Origin of the sequence: Pseudomonas kitaguniensis, assembly GCF_009296165.1 — a bacterium.
Classification (GTDB): Bacteria; Pseudomonadota; Gammaproteobacteria; order Pseudomonadales; family Pseudomonadaceae; genus Aquipseudomonas; species Aquipseudomonas kitaguniensis.
The window spans coordinates 1-26688 of record NZ_VUAZ01000072.1 but is presented as its reverse complement, the minus strand read 5'-3'; the positions used below and the strand labels follow the sequence as shown (position 1 = coordinate 26688).

22 protein-coding genes are annotated in these 26688 nt (G+C 60.6%); 11 read left to right on the top strand and 11 right to left on the bottom strand.

Going from position 1 to position 26688, the window contains the following annotated elements:
* Positions 1 to 210: 210 nt before the first annotated feature.
* The gene (locus F0169_RS13395; RefSeq protein WP_058414991.1) at positions 211 to 990 is read left to right on the top strand and encodes a TSUP family transporter; all 780 of its coding nucleotides are present in this window, start codon (positions 211 to 213) and stop codon (positions 988 to 990) included.
* Here F0169_RS13395 and nudC read toward each other — a convergent pair.
* Both nudC and F0169_RS13385 read right to left on the bottom strand, forming a co-directional pair.
* Positions 958 to 1791, bottom strand: coding sequence for an NAD(+) diphosphatase (gene nudC, locus F0169_RS13390; protein WP_152746803.1), 834 nt, complete (start codon positions 1789 to 1791; stop codon positions 958 to 960). The two genes, F0169_RS13395 and nudC, sit on opposite strands and share 33 nt — an antisense overlap.
* A 5-nt stretch (positions 1792 to 1796) precedes the next feature.
* Positions 1797 to 2609, bottom strand: a complete 813-nt coding sequence (locus F0169_RS13385) for a crotonase/enoyl-CoA hydratase family protein (protein ID WP_058414993.1) — start codon at positions 2607 to 2609, stop codon at positions 1797 to 1799.
* 202 nt (positions 2610 to 2811) lie between these two features.
* On the opposite strand from F0169_RS13385, the gene F0169_RS13380 reads away from it, so the two are divergent.
* The 3 genes from F0169_RS13380 (at position 2812) to F0169_RS13370 (ending at position 5135) form a co-directional block, all read left to right on the top strand.
* Complete coding sequence (locus F0169_RS13380; protein ID WP_152746802.1) at positions 2812 to 3366, top strand: UPF0149 family protein; 555 nt, start codon at positions 2812 to 2814, stop codon at positions 3364 to 3366.
* Positions 3367 to 3456: 90 nt separating this feature from the next.
* Positions 3457 to 4713: a 3-phosphoshikimate 1-carboxyvinyltransferase gene (locus tag F0169_RS13375; protein WP_152746801.1), complete on the top strand. Its 1257-nt coding sequence runs from the start codon at positions 3457 to 3459 to the stop codon at positions 4711 to 4713.
* Positions 4714 to 4745: 32 nt separating this feature from the next.
* A complete protein-coding gene (locus tag F0169_RS13370; RefSeq protein ID WP_058414996.1) occupies positions 4746 to 5135 on the top strand; it encodes a hypothetical protein in 390 nt (129 codons plus the stop codon).
* A gap of 17 nt (positions 5136 to 5152) precedes the next feature.
* Here the strand turns inward: F0169_RS13370 and F0169_RS13365 are convergent, their stop codons facing one another.
* On the bottom strand, positions 5153 to 5758 hold the full coding sequence (locus F0169_RS13365; protein WP_152746800.1) for an NAD(P)H-dependent oxidoreductase: 606 nt from the start codon (positions 5756 to 5758) through the stop codon (positions 5153 to 5155).
* Positions 5759 to 5869: 111 nt separating this feature from the next.
* On the opposite strand from F0169_RS13365, the gene F0169_RS13360 reads away from it, so the two are divergent.
* Positions 5870 to 6472 (top strand): TetR/AcrR family transcriptional regulator, encoded by a 603-nt coding sequence (locus F0169_RS13360; RefSeq protein WP_152746799.1) that lies wholly within the window; start codon positions 5870 to 5872, stop codon positions 6470 to 6472.
* A gap of 39 nt (positions 6473 to 6511) precedes the next feature.
* On the opposite strand, the gene F0169_RS13355 is transcribed toward F0169_RS13360, so the two are convergent.
* The gene (locus tag F0169_RS13355; RefSeq protein WP_152746798.1) at positions 6512 to 7192 is read right to left on the bottom strand and encodes a GNAT family N-acetyltransferase; all 681 of its coding nucleotides are present in this window, start codon (positions 7190 to 7192) and stop codon (positions 6512 to 6514) included.
* 176 nt (positions 7193 to 7368) lie between these two features.
* Between F0169_RS13355 and F0169_RS13350 the strand changes: the two genes are divergently transcribed.
* Positions 7369 to 8220, top strand: a complete 852-nt coding sequence (locus F0169_RS13350; protein ID WP_152746797.1) for a CAP domain-containing protein — start codon at positions 7369 to 7371, stop codon at positions 8218 to 8220.
* 176 nt (positions 8221 to 8396) lie between these two features.
* The gene (locus tag F0169_RS13345) at positions 8397 to 10619 is read left to right on the top strand and encodes a GAF domain-containing protein (RefSeq protein ID WP_152746796.1); all 2223 of its coding nucleotides are present in this window, start codon (positions 8397 to 8399) and stop codon (positions 10617 to 10619) included.
* Between the two features lie 19 nt (positions 10620 to 10638).
* Here the strand turns inward: F0169_RS13345 and F0169_RS13340 are convergent, their stop codons facing one another.
* From F0169_RS13340 to F0169_RS13325, 4 genes are all read right to left on the bottom strand, one after another.
* The gene (locus F0169_RS13340; RefSeq protein WP_152746795.1) at positions 10639 to 11805 is read right to left on the bottom strand and encodes a GGDEF domain-containing protein; all 1167 of its coding nucleotides are present in this window, start codon (positions 11803 to 11805) and stop codon (positions 10639 to 10641) included.
* A 51-nt stretch (positions 11806 to 11856) separates the two neighbouring features.
* Positions 11857 to 14094, bottom strand: a complete 2238-nt coding sequence (gene glgB, locus F0169_RS13335; protein ID WP_152746794.1) for a 1,4-alpha-glucan branching protein GlgB — start codon at positions 14092 to 14094, stop codon at positions 11857 to 11859.
* Positions 14091 to 17438: a maltose alpha-D-glucosyltransferase gene (gene treS, locus F0169_RS13330; RefSeq protein ID WP_152746793.1), complete on the bottom strand. Its 3348-nt coding sequence runs from the start codon at positions 17436 to 17438 to the stop codon at positions 14091 to 14093. Before treS ends, glgB begins: the two co-directional genes overlap by 4 nt.
* Positions 17439 to 17531: 93 nt before the next feature.
* Positions 17532 to 19520, bottom strand: coding sequence for an alpha-1,4-glucan--maltose-1-phosphate maltosyltransferase (locus F0169_RS13325; protein WP_152746792.1), 1989 nt, complete (start codon positions 19518 to 19520; stop codon positions 17532 to 17534).
* 204 nt (positions 19521 to 19724) lie between these two features.
* On the opposite strand from F0169_RS13325, the gene F0169_RS27405 reads away from it, so the two are divergent.
* Together F0169_RS27405 and F0169_RS13320 are read left to right on the top strand one after the other, a co-directional pair.
* On the top strand, positions 19725 to 19883 hold the full coding sequence (locus F0169_RS27405) for a hypothetical protein (protein ID WP_162839882.1): 159 nt from the start codon (positions 19725 to 19727) through the stop codon (positions 19881 to 19883).
* A 158-nt stretch (positions 19884 to 20041) separates the two neighbouring features.
* Positions 20042 to 21058, top strand: a complete 1017-nt coding sequence (locus F0169_RS13320) for a M10 family metallopeptidase C-terminal domain-containing protein (RefSeq protein WP_152746791.1) — start codon at positions 20042 to 20044, stop codon at positions 21056 to 21058.
* Here the strand turns inward: F0169_RS13320 and F0169_RS13315 are convergent.
* On the bottom strand, positions 21047 to 21562 hold the full coding sequence (locus F0169_RS13315) for an MgtC/SapB family protein (protein ID WP_172979436.1): 516 nt from the start codon (positions 21560 to 21562) through the stop codon (positions 21047 to 21049). The genes F0169_RS13320 and F0169_RS13315 overlap by 12 nt on opposite strands.
* Positions 21563 to 21683: 121 nt before the next feature.
* On the opposite strand from F0169_RS13315, the gene F0169_RS13310 reads away from it, so the two are divergent.
* Complete coding sequence (locus F0169_RS13310; RefSeq protein ID WP_152746789.1) at positions 21684 to 21923, top strand: DUF3203 family protein; 240 nt, start codon at positions 21684 to 21686, stop codon at positions 21921 to 21923.
* Between the two features lie 104 nt (positions 21924 to 22027).
* Entirely contained in the window at positions 22028 to 23437 is a 1410-nt protein-coding gene (mapR, locus tag F0169_RS13305) for a GntR family transcriptional regulator MpaR (protein ID WP_152746788.1), read from the top strand.
* Positions 23438 to 23446: 9 nt separating this feature from the next.
* Here the strand turns inward: mapR and F0169_RS13300 are convergent, their stop codons facing one another.
* On the bottom strand, positions 23447 to 24193 hold the full coding sequence (locus F0169_RS13300; protein WP_152746787.1) for an SDR family oxidoreductase: 747 nt from the start codon (positions 24191 to 24193) through the stop codon (positions 23447 to 23449).
* 54 nt (positions 24194 to 24247) lie between these two features.
* Positions 24248 to 26344, bottom strand: a complete 2097-nt coding sequence (locus F0169_RS13295) for a putative bifunctional diguanylate cyclase/phosphodiesterase (protein ID WP_152746786.1) — start codon at positions 26342 to 26344, stop codon at positions 24248 to 24250.
* Positions 26345 to 26688 lie beyond the last annotated feature (344 nt).

Sequence of the window (26688 nt, the reverse complement as noted above, 5' to 3'; positions counted from 1 at the left end):
ATAAGTCGACTGACACACCGCTATCGGGAGCAAGCCCCTCCCACAGTTGACTGTATTGGGCTTCAGAGATAAAGCCCGTCCACACCCCGAAACTGGCCCTTCGCCATCGGCAGCAAGCCCTCCCACACAGTTGGTTCTGCCTACTTCAGCAGGTAAGATAGGCCCTTCGGCGCAGCCCCTTCTGCGCCCTGCCAACAATAAGCCCTGCCCATGCCCTTTGAACTCAGCGTAGACCTGACAACCCTGGCCATTTTGGCCGTTGTAGCCTTCATTGCCGGCTTTATCGACGCCATCGCCGGCGGCGGCGGCTTGCTCACCACGCCGGCCCTGCTCACCGCCGGCATGCCGCCGCACCTGGTGCTCGGCACCAACAAACTCAGCTCGACGTTCGGCTCCGCCACCGCCAGCTTCACCTTTTATCGGCGCAAGCTGTTCCATCCGCGCCAATGGGTCCACGCCATCGTCGGCACGCTGATCGGCGCCTTCGCCGGTGCGGTGGTCGCCCACTACTTGCCGGCCGAAACCCTGAACAAAATGCTCCCGGTGATCGTCTTCGGCTGTGGCGTTTACCTGTTGTTCGGCGGCACGCCCAAGGCGCCGCTGGACGCCGATGCGCCGATCAAGAAAAAATGGCAATCGACCCAGGGCTTCGGCCTCGGCTTCTACGATGGCGTAGCCGGCCCCGGCACGGGTGCGTTCTGGACCGTGAGCACGATGCTGTTGCACCCTATCGACCTGGTAAAAGCCAGCGGCGTGGCGCGCAGCATGAACTTCGTCAGCAACGCGGCGGCGCTGTCGGTGTTTATCTTCAACGGCTCGGTGGATTGGATCGTCGGCCTGGCCATGGGTGTTTCGGTAATGGGCGGCGCGTTCTTTGGCGCACGCAGCGCAATCAGCGGCGGCGCCAAATTCATTCGCCCGGTGTTTATCACCGTGGTCCTCGGCCTGACCGTGCGCCTAGCCTGGCAACACTGGTTCAGCGTGGCCTAGGCGACGGGCCACATAGAGGTCGATCAAGTAGCGCGCAATCGAACGTGACGCCGGCAACGGCGGCAGCGCGTGAATGTTGAACCACTGCGCGTCTTCGATCTCATCGGCCTGCGGCACGATGTCACCACCGGCGTACTCGGCGTGAAAGCCCAGCATCATCGAATGCGGAAACGGCCAGCATTGGCTGCCCATGTACTGGATATTCCGGACCTCTACCTGCACTTCTTCGCGCACTTCGCGGATCAGGCAGTCTTCGGCCGACTCACCCGGCTCGGCAAAGCCTGCCAACGTGCTGTACACCCCGGTCACAAAACGCGGCGAACGCGCCAGCAAGATCTCATCACCGCGCGTCACCAGCACAATCATGCTCGGTGAAATGCGCGGGTAGCTGCGCAGGTCACAGGCCTGGCAATGCATGGCCCGCTCGCGCGGCACTTGAACCATGGCCTGGCCGCAACTGCCGCAAAAACGATGCTCGCGCGCCCAGGTGCCGATCTGCGCGGCATAACCCAACACTTTGTATAACGTGTGGTCGCCTTGCAGCATGAAAGCGCGCAAGCCCTGCCAACTGCAACCTGGCACCTCGCAGGGTGCGTTGAGTTCCAGCAGGTACACCGGCTCACCGTCGAGGTGGCCGATGCCCTGTTCGGCGAACACCGACAGGTCTTGGCGCTTGAGCCATTCGCGTGGGAACAGCGGGCCGTTGGCATCCTGCAAAAAGCCCTCGCGGCTGCGGGCAACAGCCCAGCCGCCGGGGGCGTCGTTGTCCAGCAGGGTCGTGGTAATCCAGCCTGGGGTCATGTCAGTCAATCCACAAATTCAGGTTTCTGTTTGCTCATATGGGCCGCAATAGCCACGCGCAGATCGTTGGATTGCAACATAGCCGAGTTCCACGTGGCAACGTATTCCAGGCCATCATTCACCGTGTGGTCACGCATGTAGCTGATCATCGCCTTGGTGCCGGTCACGGCAATCGGCGACTTCGCGGCGATTTGCTGCGCGATCTCCATCACGCCCGCCAACAAGCTTGCGTGGTCGGCATACACGCGATTGACCAAGCCAATGCTGCGCGCCTCCTCGGCGCCGAATGGGCGGCCGGTGTAGGCCAGTTCACGCAGCATGCCATCGCCGATAATGCGTGGCAGGCGTTGCAAGGTGCCGACGTCGGCGGCCATGCCCATGTCGATTTCCTTGATCGAAAACTGCGCGTCTTCAGCGGCGTAACGCATGTCACAAGCGCTGATCAGGTCGATGGCGCCGCCGATGCAGTAGCCCTGGATCGCCGCCAATACCGGCTTGCGGCACTGGTCGACCGCGTTGAACGAGGCCTGCAGCTCAAGGATCTTGCGGCGCAGCAGGCGGGCATTGCGGCCCGCGTCCTTGCCGAGGTCATTGGCCACCGAGGCGAGCATCATCAAGTCGATACCGGAGGAGAAATGTTTGCCCGCGCCGCTGAGCACCACGGCGCGCACGGCGTCGGTATCCTCAACCCATTGGAAGATGTCAATGATCTCGGTCCAGAAGGCCGCGTTCATCGCGTTGACCTTTTCCGGACGGTTGATCTGCACATGCGCAACGTTGCCTGCAAGTTCGACGACGAAAGCTTGGTATTCGGACATGGCAGTAGCCCCTGACTGGCGAGTGATAAGGCCCGAACTATATCAAGGGAGCGCGACGGCGCATCAGCCAAAAGCCGGACGGGCAACAATACAGTACGCTGTGCCAACGTCTGGAAAACGCTGGATAAAAACCGCCCTACGCGCCATTCTTTGCGCTTTAAGCCGCCCCGTCAGCGGCGCTCGACGTATAAAGGATATGCCCATGCACGCCCACCCCCTCGCGCCCGCCGACTTCGACTCTGTCGAAGCCACCCTGCTCAAGTACGGCGACGACCATTCGGTGCTGAACCTGGCCGAACTCGACGGTTACTTCACCGCGCTGGTGTCGAGCCCAACACAGGTCGACATCGGCGAGTGGTTCCCGGCCATCTGGGGTGGCCAGAACCCACAGTGGGAAAGCCTGGAAGAGGCCCAGCACTTTCTGGACCTGTGCGTACGCCACATGAACACGCTGGCAGCGCAGTTGGCCAGCGATGCGCAGGGTTTCAAGGCACGTTTCGATGAGACCGAGCATCAGGGCCAAATCGTGACGCTCGCCGAGGAATGGTGCTTTGGCTATGTGCGCGGCGCCGCTATCGGCGATTGGCCGCCACTGCCCACCGAACAGGCCGGCCAACTCGAGAAAATCTCCTGGTGCGCCGAGCAGGATAACTTTGAGTTGCCGGCAGACCTCGATGTGCAGGCGCATCAGCAGCGTGTCAGCGCCATCGAACCGGCGGCGCGGGCGCTGCATGATTACTGGCTAGCCCAGCGCTAAGCCTCGACAAGCACCGCGTCTATGCCCGATTATTCGGGTCCGCCCGTCGACCACCGCGCACCCCATTGCCTTGATCAGGAGCCTTGTACCTTGAGTTCGCAGAAAACCGTGACCGTTACACCGCCCAATTCACCGCTGAACGGCAAGGTCGCGCCCCCCGGCTCCAAATCCATTACCAACCGCGCGCTGTTGCTGGCGGCGCTGGCCAAGGGCACCAGCCGTTTGAGCGGCGCACTGAAAAGCGATGACACCCGCCATATGTCGGTGGCCCTGCGCGCGATGGGCGTGAACATCGACGAGCCGGATGACACCACCTTTGTGGTCACAAGCTCGGGCAAGCTGCAATTGCCGGCGCACGCGTTGTTTCTCGGGAATGCGGGCACCGCGATGCGTTTTCTCACCGCGGCCGTGGCCACCGTCAACGGCACCGTGGTGCTGGACGGCGACGACTACATGCAAAAACGCCCGATTGGCCCGCTGCTGGCCACCCTCGGCCAGAACGGTATCCGCGTCGACAGCCCGACTGGGTGCCCACCGGTTACAGTGCATGGCGTGGGCAAGGTGCACGCCAAGCGCTTTGAAATTGACGGCGGTTTGTCCAGTCAGTACGTGTCGGCCCTGCTGATGCTCGGCGCCTGCGGTGAAGCACCGATTGACGTTGCGCTGACCGGCAAAGACATCGGCGCGCGTGGCTATGTAGACCTGACGCTGGACTGCATGCGGGCCTTCGGCGCACAGGTCGAGGTGGTGGATGACACCACGTGGCGCGTCGCCCCCACCGGCTACACCGCGCATGATTACCTGATCGAGCCCGACGCCTCGGCGGCGACCTATTTGTGGGCGGCCGAAGTGCTGACCGGTGGCCGCATCGACATTGGCGTGGCGGCGCAAGACTTCACCCAGCCGGATGCCAAGGCCCAAGCGGTGATCGCGCAGTTCCCGCAGATGCAGGCGACGGTCGTCGGCTCGCAGATGCAAGACGCCATCCCGACCCTGGCCGTGCTCGCCGCGTTCAACAACACGCCGGTGCGTTTTACCGAACTGGCCAACCTGCGCGTGAAGGAATGTGACCGCGTGCAAGCGCTGCACGACGGTCTGAATCAAATACGCCCAGGCCTTGCGCGCATCGAAGGTGATGACTTGCTGGTCGCCAGTGACCCTGCACTCGCCGGTACGGCGTGCACCGCGCTGATCGACACCCACGCCGACCATCGCATCGCCATGTGCTTTGCCTTGGCCGGGCTGAAGGTCTCGGGAATCCGCATTCAAGACCCGGACTGCGTCGCCAAGACCTACCCTGACTACTGGAAGGCCTTGGGCAGTCTTGGGGTTGCGCTGAGCTACTGAAGCCGCCGCGCCGGAATGGGGAGGCACTGCACATGACCATTCGCCAACCCTGCCCGCCCGGCGCGTGCGTCTGCGAGCGCGAACAGCTGCTGCAAGCGCCCGGCGCCGACCTGCGGATTCTCAACCTGACGCGCCACGAAGAGAAAAAGCTGATCGAGCGCCTCGAAGACCTCAAAAGCCTGCAAGACCTCGAACGCATGCAACAGCTGATGTACCAACAACTCGGTATCCGCGTGCATATCGCGCCGGGGCACACCGAGGTCAAGAGCATGCGCGGGATTCAAATCGTCATCGACGACCTGCCGGGCATGTGCCGCAAAACCCGGCAATCGATTCCGGCGGCGATCCGTCGCGGTATGGAAAAACGCCCGGAAATCGCCTACCGCTTGCTCGATGCCCACGACCTGTTTGGCCAGGGTTGAGCCGCGGCAGCCTCCGCTCAGGCGTTTTCACGCAGCCGGGGCCGCTCGAACATCTGCCGCCCCAACGCCATGGCGCTGTGCAAATGCGCTTCGGCGCCGCCTGACTCCGACTCCAGCAGCAACCTTGATGTCAGCACCTGCGCACCACAGTAATCAAAGATCCCGTAGTCGATTTGCGTGCGCATGGCGTTGGCATAACCGTGCCGATCAAACGCGCTTTGATCCGCAGCGCCCAGCGCCAATAAATGCACCTGCAGGTGCCGCAGCTTTTTCACCACGGGTGTGTCCGGGCCGTAGTCAATCGCCCAGCCGTTGACGAACACACGGTCGATCCAGCCTTTGAGCAAACCCGGCAACGACCACCAGTAGATCGGGAACGCCAGCACCACTGCGTCGGCGCGGTCGATGCGCGCCTGTTCGGCAAGGATCTCGGCGGGCGGTGCGGCTTGCGAGCGGTGCACCCGATGGTCGGCGGCGCTGTAGCGCGGGTCGAAGCCTTCGGCGGCAAGGTCGGCGATTTCGTACGTGTGGCCGCAGGCGGTCAGCCCCGCCGCCACTTGCGCCGCCACGCCGTGGGTGAGGGATGCCGGGTCGTGGTGAGCAACAACGATCAGTGCGTGCATGACAGTGACTCCAATTCGGTTTAGGCTCGGCCAAAGCTACGGTTAGTAGGCTACGTTTGGTAAGCTACTTTTGGTAAGTTGCCCGAATCAAGTTACTTTTGGTATATAAGCATGTCAAGCACTGAATCCCCTGCCCCACGCCGACGCCTTTCACGTGAAGACCGCCTGCGCCAATTGCTCGACGTCGCCTGGCAACTGGTGCGCGCCGAGGGCACTGATGCCCTGACGCTCGGCCGCCTGGCTGAGCTGGCAGGTGTGACCAAACCGGTGGTCTACGACCATTTCGTCACCCGCGCAGGGCTGTTGGCGGCACTGTATGAGGACTTTGACGCGCGCCAGAACCAGGTATTTGACGAAGCCCTGCAGACCAGCAGCGCGACGCTGGGCGAACGCGCGCAGGTGATCGCCGCGTGTTACGTCGATTGCGTGTTGTTACAAGGGCGGGAGATTCCGGGGGTCATTGCCGCGTTAAGCAGTTCCCCGGAGCTGGAAACCCTGAAGCGCAAATACGAGGCCATCTTCCTCGACAAATGCCGCGATGCACTGGCGCCGTTCGCGCCCGGCGCCAGTGTGTCCCAAGCTGGCCTGCGCGGCATGCTCGGCGCAGCCGAAGCGTTGTCGCAGGCGGCGGCCAATGGCGACATCAGCCGCGACGAGGCGCAGCACGAGTTATTCGCAATGATTGTGGCGATGGTCGAACGCGGCGCCGCTTGACTTAACCGATAAAAACCTTCCCGGGAAGGTTTTTTGCATTCAGGCCTGGCGCTCACTCACAAAGCGCTGGACCTTGCGTGTTAATTGATCCAGATGCCGATCACGCTGTTTCTCCGCATCGGTCATCGCGCGCTTGCCGTGTTTTTGCAGCAGGTAGGTGTGAATCTGCCGAACCTCCAGCGATTGGTAAATCGCCGCTACGTCCAACACGCCCATCAGGCCATCGGTGCCGTAGTCACGGGTGTTCATCAACACCTGAGTGCCACGCGCGCCGCGTACTTGAAAGCCAAAGGCCTCGAACACCGCGACCTTTTCCACGGCGCACGCCAACTCGGCGTGAGGGTAACGCGCCAGCACCTCGCGCATCATCGCGCGCGCCACGCCCTGGCGCCGACAGCCTGCCTGCACCGCCATGAACGCAATACCGCACGCCTCGGGGTCGTCTTTTACCGGCAAGTACAGCAGAAAGCCGATGACCTTTTCGGGGTCCTGCGCAGCCGTGGCCACGATCAGTTCAACCGCAATGCCCTTGGCTCCGCCCAGCGCTTCCAGGTACAGGTGCACCTCAAAGCCAATTGCGTATTGATAGATGTTATAGAGCAGGTTACTCGGCGCCAGCGCGACGGCGCTGATGTCGGTGAGGTTGTCCACCACCATCTGCAGGATCTGGCTATTGATCGACTCGGGGCACGGCGTGGTGTAACGGGTAAGGCTGAACATGTACATTCCTGGAATTTTGCGTCAAGGCAGCGGCGATTGTACCCGTTACAACAGTGTGGCGAGCGGCTGATCAGCCCCTGCAGAACACCCGTTGAGGCAAAAAAACAAAAAAGGCGTTGCACCACACCGGGCTACATCGCGCATCATGGGCACTTTCAAGCTCAAGGGTAACGTCCATGCGCGTGCTGTCATTGATGATGGGTCTTACGACGCTGGCCGCCAGTCTGGCGTTCTGCGCCAGCGCGATGGCGGATGAAGAAACTCAGTTGGTGCAACAGATCAATCAGTACCGCAGCCAGGTTCAGCGCTGCGGTAATCAGGGTTCCCAGGAACTGCCGCCACTGGCCAGCGATACGCGGCTGGTGCTGCCGGCGACCAATGTCGGCGATTTACAGCAGGCACTGGCGCGGGCTGCGTACCCCATGGTGAATGTGCAGGCTATCAGCCTGTCCGGGCCTAAAAACGCCGAGGCGGCGATGAAAGCCGTGCGCGAGAGCTTCTGTCGTGTGGTGCTCGACCCGCAATTTGTCGACATCGGCGTGAGCAACAGCGGCCAGGACTGGCGCATCGTGCTGGCCCGCCCGCTGCTCTCCAGCGGCTTGGGCGACTGGCAGACCGAAGGCAAGCAACTGCTGAGCCTGGTCAATGCGGCGCGAGAACAGCCGCGCCAATGCGGCAGCCAAGCCTTTACCGCGACCACACCGTTGTCGTGGAACGACAACCTGGCCGATGCGGCAAATAGCCACACGCGCAATATGGCCAACGGCAATTTCTTCGACCACCTCGACCACGATGGCCGTACGCCCGGCGACCGCGCCGAATTGGCGGGCTATGGGGCAAAAAATATTGGCGAAAACATCGCCGCCGGCCTCGACACGCCGCGCAAGGTGGTCGACGGCTGGCTCGCCAGCCCCGGCCACTGTGCCAACCTGATGAACCCGCAGTTTCGTGAGTTGGGCGCGGCCTACGCCATGGACCCGAAGAGTGATGCAGGCATTTATTGGACGGCGGTTTTGGGCGCGCAATAGCACGCCTGGACGGCCTCACGCGGCCAGCCATACCAACCTATTCAAACGGAGTGAGACATCACATTGCCATCTCATGGATAATCGCGCTGAACTGGCAGCGTGGATGCGTGTCTGTTGCTGAGTGCGCTGGTGCACTCAGGTGACTTCGAGGCCGCGGTAAATAAGGTGTTGACCGAATGATGAACTGGCTGCAAAGCAGCAGCGACATGGCCGAGAAGGTACGCCTGCACAATTGGGCGAGTACCCCGCTGGGGCCGCTTGAAGAGTGGCCCGATGTGCTCAAAACCACTGTTGCACTGAGCTTCGCGTCGAGCTTCCCGCAGGCCATCATTTGGGGGCAACACCTGATTACGCTCTACAACGATGCGTTTGTGCCGATTCTTGGCGATAAACCCAGCGCGTTGGGGCGCGCATTCAGCGAAACCTGGAGCGAGGTCTGGGCCGAAGTCAGCCCCATCGCCAACGCCGCCTTTCAGGGGCATGCCACCTACATCGAAAATTACCCCTTGGTGGTTGAGCGCGGCAGCGGCCCAGAGCAGGCGTACTTCACGTTTTGCTACAGCCCTATTCGCGACCCTCAAGGCACGGTTGTCGGCATGCTCAATACGGTCACGGAAACCACCGCTACGGTATTTCTGGCTCGGCGCCTGGCCGTGCTCGACGCCATCAGCAGTCACGTCGTGAATGCCCACGACGCCGAAGCCATCATGACCACCACCACGCGCCTGCTGGCCGAGCATTTGGGCGTGTCGAATTGTTCCTACGCCGATATGGATGCCGATGAAGACGGTTTCACCATTCGCGGCAACTGGGTCGCGCAAGGCTCGCCAAATATCGTTGGGCGCTACAGCCTGTCTACCTTTGGCGCGCGGGCGGTAGAACAGTTAAGCGCCGGTGAACCGCTGGTGATTCGCGATAACCGCGAGGAGTTCATCCCTGAGGAGTCGGCCCGCTACCAGGCGCTGGGCGTCACCGCGTCGGTGTGTTTCCCGCTGATCAAGCATGGCCGCCTGACGGCGCTGATGGCCGTGCACGATAAATCCCCGCGTGTCTGGTCGCCCTATGAACTGGCACTGGTCGGCGAAGTCACCGAACGTTCGTGGGCGCACATCGAGCGTGTACGCGCCGACACCGCTGTACGCGAGGGCCTGGCGGCAATTACCGAACTCAATGCCACCCTGGAGCGGCGGGTCGAAGAACGTACCGCCGCACTGGCCCGAACCGAGGCCGCCCTGCATCAGTCGCAAAAGCTTGAAGCCATTGGCCAGTTGACCGGCGGCGTGGCCCATGACTTCAACAACCTGCTGACCATCATTCGCTCCTCGGTGGACTTCTTGCGCCAGCCAGGGCTTTCCGAAGCACGCCGCCAACGCTACATGGGCGCGGTCTCGGACACGGTCGAACGCGCCAGCAAGCTCACCAGTCAATTACTCGCCTTTGCGCGCCGCCAGCCGCTCAACCCGCAAGTGTTCGACGCCGGCCAACGGGTGAAAAATATCGGCGAGATGCTTGAAAGCGTCACCGGTGCACGTATTCAGGTGCGCACGGAAGTGCCCGAGCAGACTTGCTATGAGCCCTGCTATGAGCCCTGCTATGTAAGTGTCGACGTGAGCCAGTTTGAAACGGCGCTGATCAACATCGCCCTCAACGCCCGCGATGCCATACAGGGTCAAGGCACACTCACACTGCGCGTGGCGAATGTGGCGGCGCTGCCAAGCATTCGTGGCGATGCCGCCGTACACCAGCCGTTTGTGAGTGTTTCACTGCTCGACACCGGCATCGGTATTTCGGCTGACATCGTAGAGCGCATTTTCGACCCGTTTTTTACCACCAAGGCCGTGGGCAAAGGCACCGGTTTGGGCTTGTCGCAGGTGTTCGGGTTCGCCAAACAGTCCGGCGGCAACATCGACGTGGCCAGCAACCTTGGCCAGGGCAGCGTATTTACCCTGTACCTGCCGCAAGCAGAGCCCGTGGCTGAGCAGCCTTGCGCGCCGCAGCACGATCACGGCGTGGCCCTGCACACAGCGCACGACGCCGCCCTGCTGCATATTTTGATCGTCGAAGACAACCTCGAAGTCGGTCGTTTTGCCAATCAAATCTTGCAGGACCTGGGCTACCAGACCACCTGGGCCACCAACGCCGAGCAGGCATTGGCGCTGGCTGGCCCGGATGCCTCGGGGTTCGACGCGGTGTTTTCGGACGTGGTGATGCCAGGCATGACGGGCGTAGCGATGACCAAGCTGCTGCGCCAGCGCCGGCCCGATCTGCCGGTGGTGATCACGTCGGGCTACAGCGAAGAGTTGGCCGACAGTGGCTACGAAGGGTTCGAATTCCTCGCCAAGCCGTACTCTGCCGAACAGGTGGCCTGCGCGTTGGCCAAGTCGATGCTCAAGGACTGAAGGCTACCGCGTCCCTGCCCTATTCTGCGAAGGCGACCTGGTTGCGGCCGAGCGCCTTGGCGCGGTAAAGCGCCTTGTCGGCGCTGTTCATCAGGCCGTGCAGGTCCATATCAAGGTGATGGGTGGCGGCAACGCCAAGGCTTGCGGTCACGCCCTGCACCGGGTCGGAGACCAGGCCGGAAATCGCCTTGACCAGTTGCTCGGCAATGCCCCGTGCGGTGTCCAGCGTGGTATTGGGCAGCAGCACCGCAAACTCCTCGCCACCGAGCCGACCATACACATCAGCCTGACGAAACGATGCGCTGATCACCTCGCCGATCTGCCGCAGCACTTGGTCACCCGCCTGGTGGCCGTAGGTGTCGTTGATCTGCTTGAAGTGATCCATGTCCATCATCAGTACGCACAGCGGTTGCTGTTGGTGGCGACACTGCGCATACAACACATGGGCATTTTCGAAAAACGCGCGGCGGTTCATCAGCCCGGTGAGTTCATCGGTCTGCGCGGCGTGCGTAGAAATATTGCGTGCGCGCTCCATTTGCCGGGTCAGGCGAAAGGCTTTTTCGAGCGCATCGGAAAATTTACGCGTAGCGCTGACCACAAAGGTCGAGAACACCAGCACTGCAATGCCCACGCCCACTTGCATCGACGATGGCTGAAACAGCAACCACACGGTGCATGGCATCAGCACCAGGGCCATGGAGCCCAGCGTCATATAGCGATAAGCCGAATAACACGAGACCGCGCTGACCGACATGCCGACCGTAAACAACATCACCACAACCTGCGAAAGACGGTCGTCGGGAGGCATCACCGCCAGTGCGCCAATGCCCCACACACCGGCAGACAGCATCAACGTGAGCGCATAGCGGCGCTCCCAACGCTCGGGCGTGCGCCCGCTGTCGGGGCAGCGAAACCAGCCCATGAACATCTTCAGCCGTAACAGCGAAGACGCCGCCAGCGCCACGAGCCAGACCAGCATAACCGTGTGGTCAAAACGCTCCCAACACAGCCAGCAGAGCATAATTGCGCCCAGGTAGCCGCCGAAAATAGCCGCGAACGATTGGCGAAAAAGCTGGTGCAAACGATCTGTTCGCACCTGCTGTTCGATAAAACCATCCTGGTCCTGCCCACGTCCTAGGCTATTCATGAAGTCCGTCTGCCCCGACTGCCACCACAAAGGCGGCATTGTGGCACCTCGCCAGCAGCACGGACAACACAAACCGTTACGCTAGAGCCGTTAGAGCGCTTGAGGCCTCAGAATCAACACGCCCAAAGGAGGCAGATTCAACGACAACGACACTGGCTGCCCATGGCGCGGCTCATCCTGAGTGAACACTTCCCCTCCATTGCCATAATTGGAGCCCGCGTACGTGTCGGCATCACTGTTGATCACCTCGCTCCAGCGCCCGGCAAAGGGTACGCCGACCGAATAGGCCTCACGCGGTACCGGCGTGAAGTTGGCCACCACCAGCACCGGCTTGCCGCCCTTGCTCCAGCGCAGCCACGCGTAGACGCTATTGACCGCATCGTCGCCAATCAGCCATTGGAAGCCCTGCGGTGCATCGTCCTGTTCGTGCAGCGCTGGTTCCTCGCGGTACAAGCGGTTCAGGTCGCCAACCAGCTTCTGCACGCCACGGTGCTCGGGGTACTGCAACAAGTACCAATCGAGCTGCTGGTCGTGGTTCCACTCGCGCCACTGGCCGAACTCGCAGCCCATGAACAGCAGCTTTTTGCCCGGGTGCATCCACATGAAACTCAAGTACGCGCGCAGGTTGGCAAACTTCTGCCAGCGGTCACCGGGCATCTTGTCGATCAGTGAATGTTTACCGTGCACCACTTCATCGTGGGAAATCGGCAGGATAAAACGCTCGGACCAGGCATACACCAAGCCAAAACTCAGTTCGCTGTGATGATGGGCGCGGTACACCGGGTCTTGCTGAATGTAATGCAGCGAATCGTGCATCCAACCCATGTTCCACTTGTAGTCAAAGCCCAGACCGCCCTGCTGGGTCGGTTGGCTCACACCCGGCCAGGCCGTCGACTCTTCGGCAATCACCAGCGCGCCGGGCGCTTCCAAGGCAACCACATCGTTCAAATGACGCAGGAAATCGATGGCTTCGAGATTCTCGCGGCCGCCATGCCGGTTAGGCACCCATTCGCCGGCTTTGCGTGAGTAGTCGCGATACAACATCGACGCCACCGCATCCACGCGCAGGCCATCGATATGAAAGTGTTTAAGCCAGTGCAACGCCGAGGCCAGCATGAACCCGTGAACTTCGGTGCGGCCGAGGTTGTAGATCAGCGTGTCCCAATCCTGGTGGAAGCCTTCCAGCGGGTTGGCGTATTCGTACAGCGCAGTGCCGTCGAATTGCGCCAGCCCGTGGGTATCGGTGGGGAAATGCGCCGGCACCCAGTCGAGAATCACGCCGATATTGGCCTGGTGCAGGGCATTGATGAAGAACCCGAAATCGTCGGGCGAACCAAAGCGTGCGGTCGGCGCAAATTGCGACAACGCCTGATAGCCCCACGAGCCGCCGAACGGGTGCTCCATGATCGGCATCAGTTCGATATGCGTAAAACCCAGTTCCTGTACATACGGAATCAAGCGCTCGGCGAGTTCGCGCCAGCCATACTGGCGCGACACTTCACCGGACTCGTCCAGCTCGCACTGCCATGAACCCACATGCAACTCGTAAATCGACAGCGGCGCCGAAGGGTGTTGGCGCTCGGCGCGCGACTGCATCCACGCGTCGTCCTGCCAATCCACGTGCAACGGCGCGGCAACTTTGGAGGCGGTGTCGGGCGGCAACTGGGTGGCCAGCGCCATCGGGTCAGCCTTAAGCGGCAAAATGCCATTGGCGCCGAGAATCTCGTATTTGTAGGCCGCGCCCGGTTGCAGACGCGGGACAAAGATCTCCCACACCCCCGACGGATGCCGCAAGCGCATCGGATGCCGGCGGCCGTCCCAGATATTGAAATCACCCACCACCGACACGCGTCGGGCATTTGGCGCCCAGACGGCGAAGCGCACACCTTGCACGCCATCTACGCTGGTGACCTGCGCGCCGAGGCAACTGCTGAGGTCGCGGTGGTTACCTTCGGCAAACAGGTACAGGTCCATCTCGCCCAGCAGCAATTGGCTGAAGCTGTACGGGTCTTCGGTGATTTGCTCGCCACCGGCCCACTGAATTTTAAGCAGGTAAGCCTGGCGCGTCGTGAAATGCCCGATAAACAAGCCCGGTACCTGAGTCGCATCCAGGCTGCCGATCGGTTCACCGCCGTCACGCGTCAACACCTGAACGCTCAGGGCTTCGGGCAAAAACGCGCGGATGAATTGGCCGCCATGGTCGTCATCGTGCGGCCCCAGAATCGAGAAGGGGTCCGGGTGCTCGGCGCGTACCAGCGCTTCAACGTCGTGGGACGCCGGCATCGCCTTCAATGTCGATTGCAGCGGTTGTTTATCTGTAAAACTCATGAATTCTCCCCACCGCGTGCAGTTTTCGATATAGGTGTAAGCCCGCTGAGCAGTCCGTGCAAACCTTGCAACGGCACCGGCAACCAGGTCGGGCGATTTTCCGCTTCGTAAGCCACTTCGTACGCGGCCTTTTCCAGACTGAACAAGGTCAGTGCTGCACGCTGGCCCTCAGCATCCTGCCAGGCATGCGCCAGTGTAGACGTCGCCTGGTGATAAGCCTGGGTAAAGGCCTCACGCGCTTCACTGAGGTAGCGATCGGTCACGCGCTTGCGGGCGGTGTCCGCTTCGGGCGAGTGATCCACGCCTTGTACATTCAGCGCCATGGCCGCCGCGTAATCAAACGAGCGCAGCACGCCACTCACGTCTTTATACGGGCTGTGTTTACCGCGCCGCTCATGCAGCGGTCGTGCAGGCTCGCCTTCAAAGTCAATCAAGTAGGCATCCCCCTTCACCACCAAAACCTGGCCCAGGTGCAAGTCACCGTGAACGCGAATGCGCAGCCCGCCCGCCGTGGCTTTCGCCAGGGCCTGGACATGACTGCCGATGGCTTTTTTCTGCGCCAGCAAATCACTGACCAGCGCCTGATCGGCGGGGTTCAACCGCGCTTGATGAAGTTTGAGTAATTGCAGCGCGCGGTCGATTTGCGCGCCCACATCCTTGGCCCAAGCTTGCGTGTCCTTGACCGTGGTGGCTTCGGGTTTGAAATCTTTATTGCCGGTAGGCGCGCCGAGTACCACGTGCATTTCACCGAGGCGCTGGCCGAGCAAACCGGCAAAGTCTTTCAGCTCGCCAAGGGCATTGTAGTGCTGCTCCTGCTCGGACATGGCCTGCGCCAACTCGTCGCGAATCGCGCGTTCCAGGCTGTTTTGGGTCCAGGCCCATGCATCGCCCTGGTTGCTCAAATAACCCTGAGCAATCATCAACAAGTTGTCCTCGCCCTGGTTATCGCGACGGATCATCGAGCCCAGCAACGGCGAAATGTTCGGGTAACCGGCTTCGGTGAGGTAGGCGCTCATTTCCAGTTCCGGGTGCACGCCGCTGCTGACTTTACGGATCAGCTTAAGCACCAGGCTTTCGCCGACCACCACCGAACTGTTCGACTGCTCGGCCGACAGGTAACGCACCTGCGCCTCTTCGGTCAGTTGGAGCGGAGCCAGGTGCGGTGTGGCCTCAAAGCGCAAATCGCCTTCGCTGGTAGTCAGCACGGTGCCAGCTTGCAAGCCCTGGATAACCGCGCGAATGAAGTGGTCGAGGCTGAACGCATCGGTCACCAAACCCACCTGCCGCACGCGCCGTACGCGCGCCATCGCCAACTGCTGCGGTAGCGCGCTGGTGAACTGGTCCTCACCGAGGAAGCCAAACGGCAACTGATAACGGTTGACCTGCCCGCCGCTGGTCACGTCGATTTCACTGAGCAGCACCGGGTGCTGCGCGTCGCCAAAACGTACGCCGTAGGCAATTTGCACACGCTCAATAGCGGTGTCCTTGCCGGCGAACCAACGCCGATTGGGCAGCCAAACCGGCAGCGCCGTTTGCTCCAGGGTGGTGCGGCACGGTTCGTCGAGCAATTCTTCCATACGCTGTTTTAGTACCAAGGTGGTGAAGTCGGGGAGGCTCTGCGCGGGTTCCACATGCCAGCTGGGCATCTGGTTCTCCGCCGCGAGCACAAACCAATAGAACCCGTACGGCGCCAGCGTGAGTAAAAAATTCAGCTGGCCGATGGGCGGGAAGGCATTCCCGCCGAGCATCTCCACCGGCACCATGCCGGCGAAAGCCGAGAGGTCCAGCTCTGCCGCCTGCGCGCTGCGCGACACGTTGGCCACGCACAAAATGATTTCAGTGCGCCCGTCTTCGCCGGTGAATTCCCGGGTATACGCCAAAATGCGCCGGTTGCTCGGCGAGAGCATTTTCAAACTGCCCCGGCCAAACGCCTTGGACTGTTTGCGCACCGCAAGCATGCGCCGGGTCCAGTTCAGCAACGAATGCGGGTCTTGTGCCTGGGTTTCGACGTTAACCGACTGATAGCCGTACTGCGCGTCCATGATCGGCGGCAATACCAGGCTCGCCGGGTCGGCACGCGAAAAGCCGCCGTTACGGTCGATTGACCATTGCATCGGCGTACGTACGCCATCGCGGTCGCCCAGGTAGATATTGTCGCCCATGCCAATTTCATCGCCGTAATACAGGGTCGGCGTGCCCGGCATCGACAACAGCAGGCTGTTAAGCAATTCAACGCGGCGACGGTCGCGCTCCATCAATGGCGCCAGGCGCCGACGAATACCCAGGTTGATTCGCGCGCGTCGGTCAGCGGCGTAGTAGTTCCACAGGTAGTCGCGTTCTTTGTCGGTGACCATTTCCAGCGTCAGTTCATCATGGTTGCGCAGGAAGATCGCCCATTGGCAGTTGGCAGGAATCTCCGGGGTCTGGCGCAAAATATCGGTGATCGGGAAGCGATCTTCCTGGGCCAGCGCCATGTACATGCGCGGCATCAGCGGGAAGTGGAAGGCCATGTGGCATTCATCACCGTCATCGCCTTTTTTGTCACCGAAATACAGCTGTGTGTCTTCCGGCCACTGGTTGGCTTCGGCCAGCAGCATGCGGTCGGGGTAATGCGCGTCGATCTCGGCGCGAATCTGCTTGAGGACGTCGTGGGTTTCCGGCAGGTTCTCATTGTTGGTGCCGTCACGCTCGATCAGGTACGGAATGGCATCCAGGCGCAGCCCGTCAATGCCCATGTCCAGCCAGAAGCGCATCACCGACAGCACCGCTTTCATCACCTGCGGGTTGTCAAAGTTGAGGTCCGGCTGATGCGAATAGAAGCGGTGCCAGAAGTACTGGCCGGCGACCGGGTCCCAGGTCCAGTTGGACTTCTCGGTATCGAGGAAGATAATGCGGGTGCCGTCGTACTTCTGGTCGTCATCGGACCACACATAGAAGTCACGCGCCGCCGAACCCGGCTTGGCCTTGCGCGCGCGCTGAAACCACGGGTGCTGATCGGAGGTGTGGTTGATCACCAGCTCGGTAATCACCCGCAGCCCGCGATTGTGCGCTTCGGCGATAAACCGCTTGGCGTCGGCCATGGTCCCGTAATCGCTGTGCACGCCACGGTATTCGGCGATGTCATAGCCGTCATCGCGGCGCGGCGACGGGTAGAACGGCAACAGCCAAATAGTGTTTACGCCCAGATCGGCGATGTAGTCGAGCTTGGCGATCAGCCCCGGGAAGTCACCGATGCCATCGTTATTGGAGTCGAAATAGGATTTGACATGAACCTGATAGATCACCGCGTCCTTGTACCAGAGCGGGTCTTTGATGAACGTGGCAGCCTTGGGTTTCTTCGCCATTGCAAGCTCCTGAAATAGGTGAACGTCTGCCTGAAGCACTGCGGTCAGTGCGGGAGCTGGCGTGCCAGCCCCCACGGTTGATCATCAGTTGGCTCAGGGCGTGGTGATTCGCCAGATTCCGAATGGCGTATGCGGCTCCAGCCGCATCCACTGGGTCTTGCCGTACCAGGTCCAGCGATGGCCGTTCATCAAGTCTTCGCCTTGGGTTTGGGCGTCGTCAGGCAAGCCCATTTCCCACAGCGGCAACTCAAAATCGGCCTCCTGCGCATTGAACGGGTCAAGGTTGACCGCGACCAGAATGAAATTGCTGCCGTCTTCACTGCGCTTGCCGAAGTACAGAATGTTGTCGTTCCAGGCGTTGTAAAGCTTCAGGCCCAAGTGCGTTTGCAGCGCCGGGTTTTGCCGACGGACACGGTTGAGCTGGGCAATTTCGGCAATGATGTTGCCGGGGGCGGTGAAGTCGCGTGGGCGGATCTCGTATTTCTCCGAGTCCAGGTACTCTTCCTTGCCCGGCACCGGCGCGGCTTCGCACAATTCAAAGCCCGAATACATGCCCCACAAGCCTGAGCCCATGGTGGCCAGCGCTGCGCGAATCAGAAAGCCAGGGCGACCGGATTCGTGCAGGAAGCCCGGATTGATGTCGGGTGTGTTGACGAAAAAGTTCGGCCGGTAGCACTCGCGCCAGGGTGACTGGTTGAGTTGCACCAGGTACTCGCTCAACTCGGCCTTGGAGTTGCGCCAAGTAAAATAGGTGTAGCTCTGCGAATAACCGACTTTACCCAGGCGAGCCATCATTGCCGGCGTGGTGAACGCTTCAGCGAGAAAAATAACCTCGGGGTACTTCGCACGCACATCGCTGATCAACCATTGCCAAAAAGGCAGCGGCTTGGTGTGCGGGTTGTCGACACGGAACGTCTTCACGCCCTCCTCGACCCAGCCCACTACGATGTCGCGCAACTCGGTCCACAGGCCGGGGATCGCGTCGGCGGCATAGAAGTCGACGTTGACGATGTCCTGGTACTTCTTCGGCGGGTTCTCGGCGTATTTAATCGTGCCGTCCGGGCGCCAGTTGAACCAGCCCGGATGCTGCTTGAGCCACGGGTGGTCCTGCGAGCACTGGATCGCAAAGTCGAGGGCGATTTCCAGGCCGTGGTCGGCGGCGGCTTTGACCAGGCGGCGAAAATCATCACGGCTGCCGAGTTGCGGGTGGATGGCTTCGTGGCCGCCCTCCTCGCTGCCAATCGCGTAGGGGCTGCCAGGGTCTTCCGGGCCAGCGGTCAGCGAGTTGTTCTTGCCCTTGCGATGGCTGCGGCCGATGGGGTGAATCGGCGGAAAGTAGAGCACGTCAAAACCCATGTCATGGATCATCGACAACCGCGAGTGCACATCATTAAACGTCCCGTGACGGGCTGGATCATCGGTGATCGAGCGCGGGAACAGCTCATACCAACTGGCAAATTGCGCCGCTTCGCGCTCCACGTCGATCGGGTAAACAGTGCTGACGCTCAAGTAGGCACGGTGGTCGGCCTGGGTCATCAGATGTGCACTGTCTTCGTGCAGGAACAGCGCGACCTGCTCGGTTTCAAGCAGCCCGGAAAGCTCATGGTGCAACAGCATCAGCCGGTCACGCAGCTCGTTGTCGCTGCGCTCAGCCGCTTGCAGCACCAGGCTGCGGCCTTCCTGCAGTTCCAGGCTGACCGGCACCCCGGCCTCATGCTTTTTGCGCAATTCGTAGCAGAAGCTGGCGAAGGTATCGACCCAGGCTTCAATGCAGTATTCGTGGGGGCCTTGCTGGGTTACGGTAAACGCGCCTTCCCAGCCGTTGTTGCCGACATCGGCCATGACCACGCTGTGCCAGCTCTCTTCACTCAGCGCACGCCAGCGAATCACCACGGCGAGCTTGTCGTGGCCGTCGGCAAACACCGTACTGGTGACATTGACCCGCTGGCCAACCACGGCTTTTACCGCAAATTCGCCGCCGTCGATCACAGGGCTGGTGCTTTCAATCGCTATCCGCGGCAACAGCAACGCCTGGGACAGTGGCAATAGAAAATCGTCTGGAGTCAGTGTTTCAGCAGTCATCGAGCATCTTCCCCTTACGCCCTATGGACGCTCTTTGCTAGATCCGAATTCTGATACGGCTACGCTCTCCCTGAGCAGGGCCGTCATAGGTCCGAGCCTGCACCTGGGTTAAAAGTTCAGGTGAATGTGTTGCCATTGAGCGGGGAATCAATTCCCCGCAGCGGGTGTCCACCGATAGACCAAAGCATAAAGGAGGCCACACCGATGAATATCCCGATCCCGGCTGAAACCCCTGATCCCAATATCGACGACCCGACACTACCGCCCGCTGAGCCGCCGCCGATTCCTGAACAGGAACCGCCCGAAAATGACCCACCGCCTGTGCAGGAACCGCCGACGGGCGAGCCGCCGGTGATCCTCTGAGCGTGACTGGTACGGCTACTTACAGTCGAAATTTCCTACTCGATTTAGAGAGAAAACCCTAAATCCCGCTGACATGACAGTCCTCATACTGACCCAAGGCTGATCTCAATGCCGTCCCCCGAGACTGCGTTTATTACATTTGCCAAAGAGGACTTATCATGTCGACCATTCAGCAACCGTGGCGCGCCCAGTCGGACGCGCCGTCTAACCACGTTAAATCCCAAACCACCGCGCCAGCACCCGCGGGCGTGTCTTCCCTGGCATTAGACACATTGCTGCAGTCGGCGCCGAACAACGCGCGGCCCCCCAAGGACGCCGACGCGGCCACATCCGGCCCTGAGAGTCAGGCGCAACTGAAACAAGAACTCAAGAATCTCAGGGCTCAACTGGATCGCAACACGGTAGAGCGCATGCTGCGCGCCCCTGATGCCAAAGAATCAAAAGCGTGCATGCAAAAGATCGACACACTGTTGACCGCCGAATCCATCAAAAGCTTGTTGAGGGGGCCTGACGCGCATTCCCGCACCAAGGATCTCAACGCGATTGAAAACCTGTTCAGCGAACACTCGATCGAGGCTGTGCTCGACCCCATCGAGTCCGAGCAGGTCGAGTCTTATCGCAACTACGTGGATGCGGCCCTGTTCAATTTAAAGGCCGGTTTGATGAATGCCTCGCCGGGCAGCCGTTTTGACATGGTTCGCGCTTTCTCCAAAAGAGAACAGCCTGCTTTGACCTCTATTCAACACTATATGACTGATTTGGCCAGCAAGAGTAAACACCTCTGCGACATCGCCACGCTGGTGAGAAAACATTCCGAGGGGTTGCAGTATGCACTGGCTGACGATTGGGACAGAGGTCATCAATATCCTTCCGGCCACGAGAATCACCCCATGATCTATAGCTTCTCCAACACCGGCGAATCAACGCTCGATCAGCCGAGCGAAATCAGGAATTTCGTCACTGGCCGAGACAAACTCAACCTCACCGGTATCAGCAGGCAACTGAATAAACCGCTGCAGAGCGTCAACCGGTTATCCGGCGAGAGTGGCGAAATTCAGTTGAAATATTCGCGTGAAAATAACGCCAGTGTTCTGGTGGTTACCGGCAACCGCGGTACGCCTGCGCTGGTCGCGAAAATATTCGGCCACGTCACAGACAAAGACTTATTGACCTGACCGGGGGTGGTCATTTTTCTCGAAAACACTGACGATCCGGGGCATCACGCTAAAGATCAACAACGCCAATAACGTGCTGATCACTGCGGTCGATTCCCGGCCCATGCCGGCGGCGACCCCAATCGCAGCGGTCATCCACAGCCCGGCAGCGGTGGTCAGGCCTTTGACATACTGGCCCTCGTCATCCGGCTTGCCCTTGAGAATGGTGCCCGCGCCAAGGAACCCGATCCCCGCGATTACCCCTTGCAACACGCGGCTCATGGCATCCGCCTGGCTGCCGGACACATGCGGCACCAATACAAACAATGCAGCGCCCAACGCCACCAGCATATGCGTGCGTACCCCGGCGGCCTTGCCCTTGTGCTCTCGTTCAAACCCCAGAATACCGCCCAAAATGGCGGCGATCAGCAGCCTAACGGTGAGTTGAGTGAGCTGTTTTGCATCGCCGATGTCGGCGAATTCGGTTTGCAGGGTTTGCCAAACTTCATGCCACCAAGCGTCCACGGACACCATCCTGTTCAAGTGTTGTTAAGCGATGGACAGCGGTGACCGCCAGTCAGTTGCCTGGAACCGTCACAACGCCGGTGAAGCCCAATGCCCATCAGCCTGTAAAACGGAGATCAACATGCCGGTACGTATCGATCACCCAGCGTGCTACTTCAAGGTCAGCGAGGATGGCCAGGAGCAACGTCTGACCGCAGCGCAGGTCACGGTGAATACCGACAGTGCAAAAGCCATGTCCTATGTCGAGGTGAATGCCGAGCGTATTTATATTACCGAAGCCGAGGCAGACGCCTTGACGGTCGCCGGCGCTCAGGATGGGCGCAAACACTTGAAGGCGACGGACGACAATTCGCTGGTTTGACCGAGCTGAATCAGCGGCTGTGCACGCCTGCACGGTCTGATCGGCTTTTTTACGCTGTACCGGGGCCTGTTATGCTTTGATTCAACGTGCAGTTTAAGGCCCCAATGAAACGCTACGAAAAATTCGCCGATGAGATCGCCGAACTGATCCGCACAGGTGTGCTTGGGCCAGGCCAGCGCGTGCCATCGGTGCGTTATGCCAGCCAGACCTATGGCATCAGCCCGTCCACGGTGTTCCAGGCCTACTACCTGCTTGAGCGCCGTGGCCTGATTCGTGCGCGGCCGCGCTCCGGGTACTTCGTCAACACGCATGCGCCGAGCCCGTTTTGCGAGCCTGCGGTGAGTGAGCAGGTGCACGAGTCCACCGAAGTCGATGTGAGTGAACTGGTGTTTTCGGTGCTCGACTCGATTAAAGACCCCAACACCGTGCCCTTTGGCTCGGCCTTCCCCAGCCCGATGTTGTTTCCGCTGCCGCGACTGGCGCGCTCGCTGGCCAAAGCCAGCCGCGAGATGGACCCTCGCCTGGTGGTCACCGACCTGTCACCGGGCAACCCGCAACTGCGTAGGCAGATTGCCCTGCGGTACAGCATCGGCGGCCTGACGCTGCCCATCGAAGAGCTGTTGATCACCAACGGCGCCCTTGAAGCACTCAACCTGTGCTTGCAGGCAGTGACCGAACCGGGCGACCTGGTCGCCATCGAGGCGCCGGCGTTTTATGCCTGCCTGCAAGTGCTGGAGCGCTTGAAGCTCAAGGCGGTGGAAATTCCCGTGCACCCGCGCGATGGCATCGACCTCACCGCCTTGGCGCAGAGCCTTGCGCGCTACCCGATCAAGGCCTGCTGGAGCATGCCCAGTTTCCAGAACCCGATGGGCGCGACGGTGCCGGAGGCGAAGAAGCAGGCGCTGGTGGAACTGCTGCGCAGCCATCAAGTGCCGTTGATCGAAGACGATGTGTACGCAGAGCTGTACTACGGACAGCACGCACCCAAACCGGCTAAAGCCTTCGACACCGAAGGGCTGGTGATGCACTGCGGCTCCTTTGCCAAGAGCCTGGCGCCCGGTTATCGCGTCGGCTGGGTGGCCGCCGGGCGCTATGCACAGAAAGTCGAACGCTTGAAGTTAATGACCTCGTTGTGCCCATCAATGCCGGCCCAGGCAGCAATTGCCGACTATTTGCAGCACGGTGGGTATGACCGCCACCTGCGCAAATTGCGTTATGCCCTGGAAGAACAGCAAAGCGCCATGCTGGCCGCTATCGCTCGTTACTTCCCGGCACAAACCCGCGTCAGCCAGCCGGCAGGCGGGTATTTTTTGTGGCTGGAACTGCCGGAGCAAACCGACTCACTGAAGCTGTTCCAGCGCGCCTTGGCCCAAGGTATCAGCATCGCGCCGGGGCCGATTTTTTCGGCGACGCAGCGCTTCAGGAACTGTATTCGCTTGAACTACGGCAGCCCGTGGACCGAGGCTTCAGAAACCGCCATGGCGACGCTGGGGCAGATTGTGCGGTCTTTTTGAGGCGCCCAATCAGCGCCCACCGCCCAAATCAACGAACGTACCCGTGGCATACGACGCCTTGTCCGACAGCAACCAGATAATCGCCTCGGCCACTTCATCCGGGCGCCCGCCACGCGCCATGGGAATGCCGGACTCAAGCTTGCTGACTCGATCCGGGTCGCCGCTGAGAGCGTGGAAGTCGGTAAAGATATAGCCGGGGCGCACGGCGTTGACGCGAATACCCTCGCCCGCCACTTCTTTCGACAGGCCGAGGGTGAAGGTGTCCAGCGCGCCCTTGGAGGCGGCATAGTCGACGTATTCGCCCGGCGAGCCCAAGCGTGCGGCTACCGACGACACGTTGACAATGCTGCCGCCCTGCCCGCCATGCCGTGGCGACATGCGCAGCACGGCATGCTTGGCGCACAGGATCGGCCCCAGCACATTGGTCTTGAGGATTTTAAGCAGGCGCAACTCGGACATTTCATCAACCCGCGCCTTATGCCCCACGGTGCCGGCGTTATTGACCAGTGCCGTGACACGGCCCAATTCGGCATCGACACGTTTGAACAGCGCAACCACGTCGTCTTCGATGCTCACATCAGCGCGCACCGCAATGGCGTGCGCGCCCAAGCCACGCACCTGCTCCAGCACGCTATGGGCGGCTTTTTCGTCGGACTGGTAGTTGATACAAATGTGATAGCCCTCGCGAGCTGCCAGCAATGCCGTCTCGGCGCCGATGCCACGGCTGCCTCCGGTGATGATGACGACTTCGGCCATGCGTGCGATCTCCTGATTCAACCTGATGTACGGGGTTGGATCCAAGAATACGCGTCACGCACGGTTTTTGTCAGGCGCTATCGCGGCCTCGGCGCGCTGGATCTCGGCCATAAAACCGTCAGCCGGCAATGGGTGGCCCAACAAGTAGCCTTGCAGCGAGTTGCAGCCCAGGCGGGTCAGGAAACGCTGTTGCTTATCGGTTTCTACGCCTTCGGCGACGATGCGCAGCCCAAGGGCCTGGCCAAGGGCGACGATGGCCGAGACGATCGCGGCGTCGTCGCTGTCGTGTTCCAGGTCCCGCACAAAACCGCGATCGATTTTCAGCTCGTTGGCCGGCAGGCGCTTGAGGTACATCAGGCTCGAATAGCCGGTGCCAAAGTCATCAATCGACAGGTCGACACCCATGTCCGACAACTGCTGCAACACCGTCATGCTCGCCTCGACGTCGCTCATGGCGGTGGACTCGGTGATCTCCAGGGTCAGGCTGTTGGCCGGTAACTGATGGCGTTCCAGGGCGGCAGCCACACTGTTGATCAGCCCGACATGACAAAACTGCAACGCCGACAAATTCACTGCGATGCGCCAGTCGTCGTAACCCTGCACGTACCACTCGCGCATCTGGCGACACGCTTCGTTCAGCACCCACTCACCGATGGGAATAATCAACCCGGTTTTTTCCGCCAACTGAATAAACGTCGCGGGCAACAACAACCCCTGCTGCGGATGCTCCCAGCGCAGCAAGGCTTCGGCACCTACCGGCATTGCGCTGAGCGCGTCGAACTTGGGCTGGTAATACAAACGAAACTGCTGGTGTTCAAGCGCGTTGCGCAGGTCCTGCAGCAATTGCAGCTGTTTGCGTGCGTTGGTGTTCATCGACACTTCAAAGAAACTGTAACCGTTCTTGCCCATGCCTTTGGCGTGGTACATCGCGGCGTCAGCGTTCATCAGTAATTCCTGAGGCGTGCCGCCGTTGCCCGGAAACATACTGATGCCAATGCTCGCAGAGATTTTCAGCTCATGTTCGGCAACGCTGAACGAACAGTTGACCAGGCTGACATGGCGCTCGGCCAAGCCGATGGCGTCGTCCGGCTGGGTCAATTGCACCAGCAGCACAAACTCGTCACCGCCGATACGCGCCAAGGTGTCCTGGCCGCGCAGGTCTTCGCGCAAGCGCAGGCCAACTTCGCGCAGCAATTGGTCGCCCATGTGGTGGCCAAAGGCGTCATTGACCGGTTTAAAACCATCCAGGTCGATAAACATCAGCGCAAAACAACCGCCCTGCTCTTTTACCGTTTGCATGGCGTGCTGAATGCGGTCAGTCAGCAAGGTGCGATTGGGCAAGCCAGTGAGCATGTCATGCAGCGACAGGTGGGTCAGTTCCTGGTTGGCCAGGGTCAGGGAGTCTGCGAGTACCGCGGTGCGCGCTTCCAGGCGCGCGTCGAGCAACGAGGTCAGCAACGCGATGATCAACACCGCCAGCGAGGTGACCAACACCAGGTCGTCCAGCCCTTTGCCGCTCAGGCCCGTCAGCGCCGCCCCGCAAAAACTGTTGTCGGCAAACCGCGCCGCGGCCATGCCGGTGTAGTGCATGCCCGCAATCGCCACGCCCATCACCACAGCGGCGCCACCGCGTGTCACGTGCACGTAAGGGGTGTTGCGACGCAGGTTGAAGGCGATCCACAGCGCAGCGCCGGAGGCCACCACTGCGATCAACAACGAAACGCCAAACAAGCCGGGGTCGTAATCAATCCCCGGTGTCATGCGCATCGCGGCCATGCCGGTGTAGTGCATGCTACTGATGCCAGCCCCCATGATCAGCGCGCCAAACGCCAACTGCCATGTGGGCAAACAGGCCTGGCTGACCAGCCACAACGCAAAGCCACTGGACAGCACCGCAATCAGCAGCGACAGCGCGGTAATGCGCAAGTCGAACCCCAAGGCAAACGGCAGGCGCAACGCCAACATGCCGATAAAATGCATGGACCAGACGCCCACGCCCATCGCCAACGCGCCCCCCGCGATCCACACATACACCGTGCGGCCCTTGGCGGTCGCGATGCGGCCAGCCAGGTCCAGCGCGGTGTAAGACGCCAGGATCGCGACGAAAACGGATATCACGACCAAGGAGGGGGAATAGCTACCGATCAGCATGGGTTTCTCAGTACCTGATGGGCCTGAAAAGCCCGTATGACGTGGAAAAGCGGGCGATTGTAGCGATATTAATTCTTGGCGAGTTGATTAATTGTCGCGGGGGGATTAGTGGTCATTTGGCGTCAATTTGCTGGCTTGAAAACCGGCGGTTTTTCGTTCTGAGCGCTGCGGCCGAACTAAAAATAACGTGTTGTTTTTGTTATTGAAATTTATCTAGTTTGTGGCCTTGGTCTTGGGTGCATATCCGTTATTGAGTTTATGGCTTATATCGGTTTCGCTCTTACAGCGAGTCACTTTTGAAAGGCCCGGAAGCCGGCACAATCCGCAAGCAGAACTCGGTCAAA

Bases quoted from the DNA above. Each gene is read 5' to 3' on its own strand.
- F0169_RS13395 (WP_058414991.1), top strand. From the start codon at position 211: ATGCCCTTTGAACTCAGCGTAGACCTGACAACCCTGGCCATTTTGGCC.
- nudC (WP_152746803.1), bottom strand. From the start codon at position 1,791: ATGACCCCAGGCTGGATTACCACGACCCTGCTGGACAACGACGCCCCC.
- F0169_RS13385 (WP_058414993.1), bottom strand. From the start codon at position 2,609: ATGTCCGAATACCAAGCTTTCGTCGTCGAACTTGCAGGCAACGTTGCG.
- F0169_RS13380 (WP_152746802.1), top strand. From the start codon at position 2,812: ATGCACGCCCACCCCCTCGCGCCCGCCGACTTCGACTCTGTCGAAGCC.
- F0169_RS13370 (WP_058414996.1), top strand. From the start codon at position 4,746: ATGACCATTCGCCAACCCTGCCCGCCCGGCGCGTGCGTCTGCGAGCGC.
- F0169_RS13365 (WP_152746800.1), bottom strand. From the start codon at position 5,758: ATGCACGCACTGATCGTTGTTGCTCACCACGACCCGGCATCCCTCACC.
- F0169_RS13360 (WP_152746799.1), top strand. From the start codon at position 5,870: ATGTCAAGCACTGAATCCCCTGCCCCACGCCGACGCCTTTCACGTGAA.
- F0169_RS13355 (WP_152746798.1), bottom strand. From the start codon at position 7,192: ATGTTCAGCCTTACCCGTTACACCACGCCGTGCCCCGAGTCGATCAAT.
- F0169_RS13350 (WP_152746797.1), top strand. From the start codon at position 7,369: ATGCGCGTGCTGTCATTGATGATGGGTCTTACGACGCTGGCCGCCAGT.
- F0169_RS13345 (WP_152746796.1), top strand. From the start codon at position 8,397: ATGATGAACTGGCTGCAAAGCAGCAGCGACATGGCCGAGAAGGTACGC.
- F0169_RS13340 (WP_152746795.1), bottom strand. From the start codon at position 11,805: ATGCCGCCTTTGTGGTGGCAGTCGGGGCAGACGGACTTCATGAATAGC.
- glgB (WP_152746794.1), bottom strand. From the start codon at position 14,094: ATGAGTTTTACAGATAAACAACCGCTGCAATCGACATTGAAGGCGATG.
- treS (WP_152746793.1), bottom strand. From the start codon at position 17,438: ATGGCGAAGAAACCCAAGGCTGCCACGTTCATCAAAGACCCGCTCTGG.
- F0169_RS13325 (WP_152746792.1), bottom strand. From the start codon at position 19,520: ATGACTGCTGAAACACTGACTCCAGACGATTTTCTATTGCCACTGTCC.
- F0169_RS27405 (WP_162839882.1), top strand. From the start codon at position 19,725: ATGAATATCCCGATCCCGGCTGAAACCCCTGATCCCAATATCGACGAC.
- F0169_RS13320 (WP_152746791.1), top strand. From the start codon at position 20,042: ATGTCGACCATTCAGCAACCGTGGCGCGCCCAGTCGGACGCGCCGTCT.
- F0169_RS13310 (WP_152746789.1), top strand. From the start codon at position 21,684: ATGCCGGTACGTATCGATCACCCAGCGTGCTACTTCAAGGTCAGCGAG.
- mapR (WP_152746788.1), top strand. From the start codon at position 22,028: ATGAAACGCTACGAAAAATTCGCCGATGAGATCGCCGAACTGATCCGC.
- F0169_RS13300 (WP_152746787.1), bottom strand. From the start codon at position 24,193: ATGGCCGAAGTCGTCATCATCACCGGAGGCAGCCGTGGCATCGGCGCC.
- F0169_RS13295 (WP_152746786.1), bottom strand. From the start codon at position 26,344: ATGCTGATCGGTAGCTATTCCCCCTCCTTGGTCGTGATATCCGTTTTC.